Source organism: Bradyrhizobium sp. MI1.11 (assembly GCF_055811255.1).
The window spans coordinates 106,281-115,887 of the sequence record NZ_JBVVPM010000029.1 but is presented as its reverse complement, the minus strand read 5'-3'; the positions used below and the strand labels follow the sequence as shown (position 1 = coordinate 115,887).

Below are 9,607 nucleotides of genomic sequence, written 5' to 3'. Positions count from 1 at the left end.
CCCCCCCCCCCCCCCCCCCCCCCCCCCCCCCCCCCCCCCCCCCCCCCCCCCCCCCCCCCCCCCCCCCCCCCCGGCCGCGGGCGGGGGCGCCCCCCCCCCCCCCCCCCCCCCCCCCCCCCCCCCACCTCTCTGTGCTTCCGCGAAAAGTGGTGGGCACGCTTCGCTTTGCCCACCCTACCAGCGCGTCGATTACGACTCGCGCTTCCGCCGCGACTTCGGCGCGAGCGTGCCGCCACCCACCACCTGCAGCAGATCTTTGCGCACGGCTTCAATGTGACGCTCCAAAAACCGGCAGGCCTCCTCGATCTTCTGCGCGCGGCAGAGCGCGATCAGATGGGCATGCTCCTTCTCCGCCGTGCCCATCGCCTTGGTGTTGGAGAGCTGAAGCCGCGTGTAGCGGTCGCTGGTCTGGAGCAGTGACAGCACGATCGCCCGGGTGCGGGGCTGCGGCGCGTGGATGTAGAGCGCCATGTGGAAGTCGGCATTGAGCTGCCCCCATTCGCTGACGTTGCGGGCCTTGATCGCCTTCTCGAAGCTTTTGTGGATGTCGTCGAGCCCTGCGAAATCCTCCGCCGTGAACCGGGGAGCCGAGTGCGCCAGCAGCCGCGGCTCCAGGATCCGGCGCAGGTCGAAGACGTCGTTGATCTCGTCCAGTGACAGCTCGGAGACGATGGCGCCCTTCTGCGGAACGATCCGCACCAGGCCTTCCGCTTCGAGCTGAAACAGCGCCTCGCGCACGGGGATACGGCTGACGCCATAGGCCTCGCCGAGCGCATCCTGGCGCAGTTGCGATCCGGCCGGATAGGTCCCGTCGAGGATTGCTTGCCGGAGCTGGTCGACGATCGCAGCCGACAGGGTGCGATGCTTCAGAGGCAGTTTCATCCGATCTTCCGTCCCTCTCCGACTCGGCCGGCCGGAACGGTCCCTGTCTTGCATGTTGAGGTCATCGCGTCCCCGCAAAAAGCGCGTGCACGCCTTCGACGCAATCCGCGATTCCATTTGACAGCCAAAATGTATAAATTATACATTCGGCCATCGCACGACAAATCTTGCGGGCAATGGGGCCTCTTCATGATCGAGCAGACGATGCCGGCCACGCGCGCGTTCAGCGTTCGACGCATGGTCGTCCGCGCCTCCTGCGCCCTGCTCGCCGTCGAGCGGATCGCATTGATGGGCCTGATGTACCTGCTCACCGCCCTGATCCTGGTCAACGTCGTCACCCGCTACTCGCATTTCCCGATCTACTGGATCGACGAGTCCGCGGTCTATTGCGTGGTCTGGCTGACATTCGTCGGCGCCTCCGCGATGACGCGGCTGCGGCTCGATTTCGCGGTGACGATGCTGACGGAACGTCTTTCGCTCCGCGCCCAGAAGATCGCGAAGGTGATCTCGACCGGCCTCGTCGTCGTGTTCGGTCCCGCCCTGATCGTCACCTGCGTGCTTTGGATGGACCCGATTGGCCTCGCCCGCGCCGGCTTCGACGGGCGCAAGCTGGCGGCCCAGACCTTCAATTTCCTCTACACGGAGCATACCCAGACGCTGAACTGGCCGACCTGGGTGCTCTATCTGACGCTGCCGATCTTCGCGGTGTCGATGACCGTGCATGGTCTCGCCAATTTGCTGGAAGATCTCGAACTGGTCCCGCGCATCCCACCGAAGGGCTTTGCGCTCTCCGAGCTCGACGGGGTCAACTGATGATCACGTCGGCAGCCTTCCTCGCGATCATGCTGGTCGGCGTACCGATCGGTCTCTGCCTGTGTCTCGCCGGCCTGGTCTACATCGCCGCATCCGGCAATCCGGTGCTGTTCCAGTCCTATCCGCTCCAGCTGTTCGGCGGCGTCGACAGCTACGGCCTGATCGCGATCCCGCTCTTCATCCTGATCGGCGAGATCATGAACGGCGGCGGCATCACGCGGCGCATCGTCGACATGGCGATGGCCTTCGTCGGCTCGCTCAAGGGCGGCCTCGCCTACGTCAACATCCTCGCCAACATGTTCATCTCCTCGATCCTGGGGTCAGCGACCGCACAGGTCGCGATCATGGCCCAGATCATGGTGCCGGAGATGGAGAAGAAGGGCTACGACAAGACGTTTGCGGCGGGCTTGACCGCCTATGGCGGCATGCTCGGTCCGATCATTCCGCCCTCGGTGATGTTCGTGGTCTACAGCGTGCTCGCACAGGTCTCGGTCAGCGACATGCTGATCGCCGGCATCGTGCCCGGCGTGATCCTCACGGTGATGTTTTGTGTCGTCATTGCGCTGATGGGATACGTCTACAACTATCCGCGCGCCGACTATCAGACGCCGCGGCAGCGCGTGGCGACGATCCTGCGGACCTCGCCCACCCTACTGATCCCGATCGTCATCGTCGGCACCATCCTCGGCGGTCTCGCCAACGCGACGGAATCCGCCGCCGTCGGCGCCGTTGCCGCAGCCCTGGTCGGAAAGTTCTGGACCAGGGAGTTCGAATTCTCGCAGTTGCCGCAGATGATGCTGCGCAGCGCGATCTATTCGGCGATCGTGCTGTTCCTGGTGGCCGCCGCGGCGGTGTTCTCCTGGGTGCTGATCTTCGGCAAGGTGCCGCAGGAAACCGCCGCCTGGATCCAGACGGCCGCCAAGGACCCGATCAGCTTCATGCTGATCTGCAATGTCATCCTGCTGGTGATCGGCACCGTCATCGACGGCATTCCCGGCCTGATCATGACGGTGCCGATCTTGCTGCCTGTTGCAACCGACGTCTATCACATCGATCCCAGGCATTTCGGCGTCGTGGTGGTGATCAACCTCGTGCTCGGCCTGTTGTCGCCGCCGGTCGGGCTCTGCTTCTTCGTCGCGGCCGCTGTCACCGGCGCCAAGCCCGGCAAGATGTTCATGGTGACGCTGCCGTTCTTCGTCATCTCCTGCGTCCTGCTGGTGCTGCTCTCGCTCTATCCGTCACTCTCGCTGATCCTGATCAAATAGGCCCGTCCAAAAGGAAGCCCGACCATGCCGCTTTCACGCCGCCGCTTTCTCGCAGCCAGCGCCGCCGCATCGGTGTTCGCGCCGTCGTTGGCGCTCGCCCAGGCCAAGGAATTCCGTCTCGGCCTGATTACGCCGAACGGCCATTCCTGGAACAAGGCTGCGCTCAAATTCGGTGAAGATCTCAAGGCGGCGACCAACGGCCGCCTGACCCTGACCGTATTTCACTCCGGCCAGCTCGGCAACGAGCCCGCGATGATGCAGCAATTGCAGTCCGGCGCGCTCGACATGGGCTTCGTCCAGGCCGCAGAGCTCGGCTCGCGCGTGCCGCACATTGCAGCGATCAATGCGCCCTACATCGTCCGCTCGACGCCCGCAGTGGCGAAATTCGTACGGCATCCGGCGGCGGTGAAGCTGTTCGAGGTGCTGCCGCAGGAGACCGGAACGATCGGGCTCGGCTGGGGCATCACCGGCATGCGGGCGGTATTCTCCTCAAAGGACCTGACTTCGCTCGCCGACATCAAAGGCATGAAGCTGCGCATCAATCCGACGCCGGTCTATCGCGATTTCTATTCCTCGCTGGGTGCAGCTCCGACGCCGATCCCGACGCCGCAGGTGTTCGACGCGATGGCCAATGGCCAGGTCGACGGTCTCGAGGCTGATCTCGAATTCTCCTGGAACCAGCGCTTCGACAAGGTGTCGAAGGTGATCCTGCAGATGAACGCCGTCTTCATGCCGATGGCCGCAGTGCTCTCGGGCCGGGTCTGGCAGTCGCTCCCCGCCGCCGACCGCGAGCTGATCGCCAAGACCGTCAAGTCGACGCTGGATGCGCAGATCGACGAATTGGCCTCCAACGAGCCCGCGCTGATCGAGAATTTCCGCAATGCCCCGATCCCGATCCGCCAGGTGCCGGCCGGCGATACCGAAGCCGTCATTGCCGAGTTCGACAAGATCTGGCTGCCGAAGGCGCCCGTCCTCGCCGAGCTGCGCAAGGTCGGCGCCACGCTCTGACCCCAACCGCCATCCCCTTCCAAGAACCCCGGCGGATCCAGCCCCCCGCCGGCCAAATCCACTCGGAGTCAAATCATGAGCCGCCGCGTTTCCTGGGAGGGCGTCTTCCCGGCCGTCACCACGCAATTCCACGACGATCTCTCGCTCGACATCGACGCGACCGCGAAGGTGATGGACGGACTGATCCGTGATGGCGTCTCCGGCCTGATCGTCTGCGGCTCGGTCGGCGAGAACACCTCGCTGGAGCGCAAGGAGAAGGTCGCGATCATGGAGACGGCGAAATCCGTTGCGGCCGGCCGCGTGCCCGTGCTGTGCGGCATCGCCGAATTCACCACGGCCTTCGCAGTCGAAACCGCGAAGGAGGCCGCGCGCGTCGGCATCGACGGCGTGATGGTGATGCCGGCCCTGGTCTATTCGTCCAAGCCGCACGAGACCGCCGCGCATTTCCGCGCCGTCGCCACCGCGACGGACCTGCCGGTGATGCTCTACAACAATCCGCCGATCTACAAGAACGACGTCACCCCCGACATTCTGGCCACGCTCGCCGACGTCGAGACCGTCGTCTGCTTCAAGGATTCCTCGGGCGACACAAGGCGCTTCATCGACACCAGGAACATGGTCGGCGATCGCTTCGTGCTGTTCGCCGGCCTCGACGACGTCATCGTCGAGAGCATCGCCATGGGCGCCGTGGGGTGGGTGTCCGGCATGTCGAACGCCTTTCCGCGCGAGGGCGAGACGCTGTTTCGCCTGGCCAAGGCCGGACGCTATGCCGAGGCGATGCCGCTCTACGAATGGTTCATGCCGCTCTTGCATCTCGACGCACGCCCGGACCTCGTCCAGTGCATCAAGCTGTGCGAGCACATCATGGGCCGCGGCACCGCGCTGACCCGCCCGCCCCGCCTCGCGCTGCTGCCGCAGGAGAAGGCCGAGGTCGAGGCGATGATGGCCAAGGCGCTCAAGAGCCGGCCGCGCCTGCCCGATGTTGGGTTGAAGGCAGCCTGAGCGCACGTAGGGTGGGCAAAGCGAAGCGTGCCCACCACTGAGATCGAAATCGTGGAAAGATGGTGGGCACGGCGCTATGCGCCTTTGCCCACCCTACGAAGCTGCCCGCTTCTTCCTTGCATTCAGTGCGGACGCCACGCGGCTCACGGGCGGTTTGCCGAGCACGCGACTCATCTCGTTCGTGACAGCCAGCAGCTTCTCCATATCAACGCCGGTCCTGATTCCCATGCCCTCGAGCATGTAGACGACGTCCTCGGTCGCAACGTTGCCCGTCGCGCCCGGCGCGTAGGGGCAGCCGCCGAGGCCGCCGGCGGCGGCATCGATGACGTGGACGCCTTCCTCCATCCCCGCATACAGATTGGCGAGCGCCTGGCCGTAGGTGTCGTGGAAATGCATCGAGAGATTGGCGGGCGGGATGTTGGCGCTGACCGCGCGCAGCATCTCCTTGGCTTTATCAGGCGTGCCGACGCCGATGGTGTCGCCGAGCGAGATTTCGTAGCAGCCGAGCTCCCACAGCGTGGTGGCGAGATCGGCGACGGCTTTCGGCTTGATCTCGCCGTCGAAGGGACAGCCCAGCACGCAGGAGATATAGCCGCGTACCTTGACACCATCAGCCTTGGCGCGCGCCAGCACCGGCTTGAACCGTTCGATGGACTCCGCGACCGTGCAATTGATGTTGGCCCGCGAAAAGCCTTCGGAAACCGCGGCGAACACCGAGACGATCTTGGCGCCGGCCGCGCGCGCGGCGTCATAGCCCTTCTCGTTCGGCACCAGCACGTGGAATTCGGCACCGGTCAAATGGCTGACGCCGCGCAGCACGGCATCCGAGCTCGCCATCTGCGGGATCGCCTTGGGCGAGACGAAGGCGCCGACCTCGACCGTATTGAGGCCAGCCGCGACCAGCGCCTCGATGAAGGCGATCCGCGCCTCGACGCTGACCGCCGTCTTCTCGTTCTGCAGGCCGTCGCGGGGCCCCATTTCGATGATGCGGACGGGGTCGCTCATCTCATTCTCCGGAAGGCTCGACCACGGCGAGCTCGATGCCCTCCTGGACGATGTCGCCGACCTTGCATTTGATCGACTTCAGCACGCCGGCATAGGGCGCGCGCAGCGTCTGCTCCATCTTCATCACTTCCAGCGTCAGGATCGGCGCGCCCTTCTCGAGCTTGGCCCCCTCCTCCGCCAGCACGGCGACGACGGTGCCCGGCAAGGGCGCTGCGATCTTATCCGCGCCGGCCTGCTCCTCGGTCTCGCCGCCGAACGGATCGACCCAATGCAGGTCGAAGCGCCCGTTGCGCGTGCGCAAATACAGCTCATGACCGTCGATCACGGCCGCGACCGACGATTTGACGCCGTCGAGAGTCAGATCGAAGCCGCCGTCGCGAGGCGCAATCGCAAACGCCAGCTCGCGTTCGCCGATCACCAGTGTGGACGGGCCGCTGCCGTAGTTCAGCACAACCTTCTGCTCGGGTCCGTGGCCAACGCGGAACGTAAAGTTGCGCTGGCGGCGGCCGACCGGCATCCAGCCAAAGGTTTGCCAGGGCGAATTCGCGTCCGCCTGCGCAGCCTGCCGCTCGTTGTTGATCACAGCGGCCACGGCGGCGCAGAGCTCGAGCTCGCCGGGCGCCGGCGGTGCCTGCGTCAGGACCGCAAGCTCGCGTTCGATGAAGCCGGTGTCGATCGCGTTCGCTCTCACCTTCGGATGCGTCATCAGCGCCGACAGGAACGGGATGTTGCTGACGATCCCGCGGACGTCGGACTCTTCCAGCCCGCGGTTCAGCCGCTCGATCGCGACCTCCCGCGTCGGCGCCCAGGCGATCATCTTCGCTAGCATCGCATCGTAGTACGGCGAGACGGCGTCGCCCTCGCGATAGCCAGCGTCGATGCGCAGGCCGCCGGTTTCCGCGGGCAACCGCCAGGTCGAGATCTTGCCGACCGAAGGCATGAAGTTCTTGGTCGGGTTCTCCGCGTAGACCCGAGCCTCAACCGCATGTCCGTTGAGCTTGATCTGATCTTGTTTGAGCGGCAGCGCCTCGCCGAAGGCGACCCGCAACTGCCACTCGACCAGATCGATCCCGGTGATCAGCTCGGTCACGGGATGCTCGACCTGAAGGCGCGTGTTCATCTCGATGAAGAACACGTCCTTGCCGTCGGAGACGAACTCGATGGTGCCGGCGCCGACATAGTTGACGGCTCCGGCCGCCTTTCGCGCAGCGGCGCAGACCGTCTCGCGCTGGGCCGCATTGAGCGTCGGCGACGGCGCCTCCTCGATCACCTTCTGGTGCCGCCGCTGCAACGTGCATTCGCGCTCGAACAGCGAGAGCAGATTGCCATGGCTATCGCCGACGATCTGCACCTCGATATGGCGGGGGTTATCGACGTATTTTTCGATCAGCATGCGGTCGTCGCCGAACGCGGCTTTTGCTTCCCGCTTCGCGCTGACGATTGCAGGCGCAAGTTCATCCACGGAGCGAACGATGCGCATGCCACGGCCGCCGCCGCCGGCGGACGCCTTTACCAGAATGGGGAAACCGACTTTCTCGGCCGCCTTCGCCAGCGTCGCATCGTCCTGGGCCTCGCCGTGATAGCCGGGCACCAGCGGTACGCCGGCCTTCTCCATCAGCGCCTTGGAGCCGGACTTCGAGCCCATCGCGGTCATCATCGCGGCGGTCGGGCCGACGAAGACCAGGCCGGCGTCGAAGCACGCCTGCGCAAACTCGGCGTTCTCAGATAGGAAGCCGTAGCCGGGATGGACCGCCTCCGCGCCGGTCTTTCGCGCGGCCCCGATCAGCCGCTCGACATTGAGATAGCTGTCGCGAGCGCGTGCGGGTCCGAGCAGTACGGCCTCGTCGGCGAGCGCGACATGCATCGCCTCGCGGTCGGCCTCGGAATAGACCGCGACGGTGCGCAGGCCCATGGCGCGCGCGGTGCGGATCACCCGGCAGGCGATCTCGCCGCGGTTGGCGATCAGGAGCGTGCGAAAACGACGGTAGAGCTTTGAGCGGTCCATCGCATCACATCCTGAACAGGCCAAATTTCGTCGGCTCGATCGGCGCATTCGACGCGGCCGAGAGGCCAAGGCCGAGCACCAGCCTTGTATCGGCCGGGTCGATCACGCCGTCGTCCCAGAGCCGCGCGGTCGCGTAATACGGGTGCCCCTGGCTCTCATATTGCGCGCGGATCGGCTCGCGGAATTTATCTTCGTCTTCTTTCGACCAGCTGTCGCCCTTGGCCTCGATATTGTCGCGGCGGACCTGGCTCAGCACCATCGAGGCCTGCTCGCCGCCCATCACCGAGATGCGGGCGTTCGGCCACATCCAGAGGAAGCGCGGTGAGTAGGCGCGACCGCACATGCCGTAATTGCCGGCGCCATAGGAGCCGCCGATCACGACGGTGAATTTCGGCACCGACGCCGTCGCGACCGCCGTCACCAGCTTGGCGCCGTCACGCGCGATGCCGCCGGCCTCGTACTTCTTGCCGACCATGAAGCCGGTAATGTTCTGCAAAAACACCAGCGGAATGCCGCGCTGGCAGCACAGCTCGATGAAATGCGCCCCCTTCAGCGAACTTTCACTGAAGAGAATGCCGTTGTTGGCGATGATGCCAACCGGAAAACCCCAGATGTGAGCGAAGCCGCACACCAGCGTCGTGCCGTAGAGCTTCTTGAACTCGTCGAATTCGGAGCCATCAACCACGCGCGCAATGATGTCGCGCACGTCGAACGGCTTGCGCCCGTCGACGGGCACCACGCCGTAGATCTCCTCCGCCGCAAACAAGGGATCACGCGCCGGATGCATGTTGAGGTTCGGTCGCACCGATGGTTTCAGCGTGCCGACAATGCGGCGGGCGATGCCGATCGCGTGCGCGTCGTTCTGGGCGTAATGATCGGTCACGCCCGATTGCCGCGAATGCACGTCGGCGCCGCCGAGCTCTTCCGCGGTCACCACTTCGCCCGTCGCCGCTTTCACCAGCGGCGGCCCGCCGAGGAAGATGGTGCCTTGATTGCGCACGATGATGCTCTCGTCCGACATCGCGGGGACATAGGCGCCGCCGGCCGTGCAGGAGCCCATCACGATGGCAATCTGCGGGATGCCTTGCGACGACATCTGGGCCTGGTTGTAGAAGATGCGGCCGAAATGACGCTCGTCCGGAAAGATCTCGTCCTGCAGCGGCAGGAAGGCGCCGCCGGAATCCACCATGTAGACGCAGGGAAGATTGTTCTGCCGCGCCACGTCCTGCGCGCGCAGATGCTTCTTCACGGTCATGGGATAATAGGTGCCGCCCTTGATGGTGGCATCGTTGGCAACGATCACGCATTCGCGACCCGCGATGCGCCCGACCCCGGTGACAACGCTGGCCGAATGCACGTCGCCGCCATAGAGGCCATAGGCCGCGAGCGGCGACAGCTCCATGAACGCGGTGCCGGGATCGACCAAGAGGTCGACGCGCTCCCGCGCCAGCATCTTGCCGCGCGAGGTATGGCGGTTGCGCGAGACCTCACCGCCGCCGCCGGCGACCTGGCTCAGCTTTTCGCGCAGATCCGCGACGAGGCTGCGCATGGCCTCGGAATTGCGTGCAAAGTCCGACGAAGACGTATCGATGCTGGAATGGAGCGGCATGTTGATTCCAATTGCGTG

General features: G+C 65.2%; 8 protein-coding genes. 4 read left to right on the top strand and 4 right to left on the bottom strand.

All coding sequences use genetic code 11. From position 1 onward, the window contains the following. Nucleotides 1-189 precede the first annotated feature (189 nt). A complete protein-coding gene (locus tag AC0L30_RS26600) occupies nucleotides 190-882 on the bottom strand; it encodes a GntR family transcriptional regulator (protein WP_219680198.1) in 693 nt (230 codons plus the stop codon). A gap of 204 nt (nucleotides 883-1,086) precedes the next feature. Here AC0L30_RS26600 and AC0L30_RS26595 point away from each other — a divergent pair, with 204 nt between their 5' ends. From AC0L30_RS26595 to AC0L30_RS26580, 4 genes are all read left to right on the top strand, one after another. Further along, nucleotides 1,087-1,695 (top strand): TRAP transporter small permease, encoded by a 609-nt coding sequence (locus AC0L30_RS26595; RefSeq protein ID WP_473405585.1) that lies wholly within the window; start codon nucleotides 1,087-1,089, stop codon nucleotides 1,693-1,695. After that, nucleotides 1,695-2,960, top strand: a complete 1,266-nt coding sequence (locus AC0L30_RS26590; protein WP_007591322.1) for a TRAP transporter large permease — start codon at nucleotides 1,695-1,697, stop codon at nucleotides 2,958-2,960. Before AC0L30_RS26595 ends, AC0L30_RS26590 begins: the two co-directional genes overlap by 1 nt. Nucleotides 2,961-2,984: 24 nt before the next feature. Continuing rightward, nucleotides 2,985-3,968 (top strand): TRAP transporter substrate-binding protein, encoded by a 984-nt coding sequence (locus AC0L30_RS26585; RefSeq protein WP_219680202.1) that lies wholly within the window; start codon nucleotides 2,985-2,987, stop codon nucleotides 3,966-3,968. Nucleotides 3,969-4,043: 75 nt separating this feature from the next. Next, nucleotides 4,044-4,970 carry a dihydrodipicolinate synthase family protein gene (locus AC0L30_RS26580; protein ID WP_007591326.1) on the top strand — a complete coding sequence of 309 codons (927 nt, stop codon included), beginning with the start codon at nucleotides 4,044-4,046 and terminating at the stop codon, nucleotides 4,968-4,970. Nucleotides 4,971-5,063: 93 nt separating this feature from the next. On the opposite strand, the gene AC0L30_RS26575 is transcribed toward AC0L30_RS26580, so the two are convergent. From AC0L30_RS26575 to AC0L30_RS26565, 3 genes are read right to left on the bottom strand one after another with little or no spacing between them, the layout of a single operon-like run. Continuing rightward, on the bottom strand, nucleotides 5,064-5,975 hold the full coding sequence (locus AC0L30_RS26575; RefSeq protein WP_219680205.1) for a hydroxymethylglutaryl-CoA lyase: 912 nt from the start codon (nucleotides 5,973-5,975) through the stop codon (nucleotides 5,064-5,066). Nucleotide 5,976: 1 nt separating this feature from the next. Next, nucleotides 5,977-7,980 carry an acetyl/propionyl/methylcrotonyl-CoA carboxylase subunit alpha gene (locus AC0L30_RS26570; protein ID WP_219680208.1) on the bottom strand — a complete coding sequence of 668 codons (2,004 nt, stop codon included), beginning with the start codon at nucleotides 7,978-7,980 and terminating at the stop codon, nucleotides 5,977-5,979. A gap of 4 nt (nucleotides 7,981-7,984) precedes the next feature. Beyond that, on the bottom strand, nucleotides 7,985-9,589 hold the full coding sequence (locus tag AC0L30_RS26565) for a carboxyl transferase domain-containing protein (RefSeq protein ID WP_219680210.1): 1,605 nt from the start codon (nucleotides 9,587-9,589) through the stop codon (nucleotides 7,985-7,987). Nucleotides 9,590-9,607: the final 18 nt, after the last annotated feature.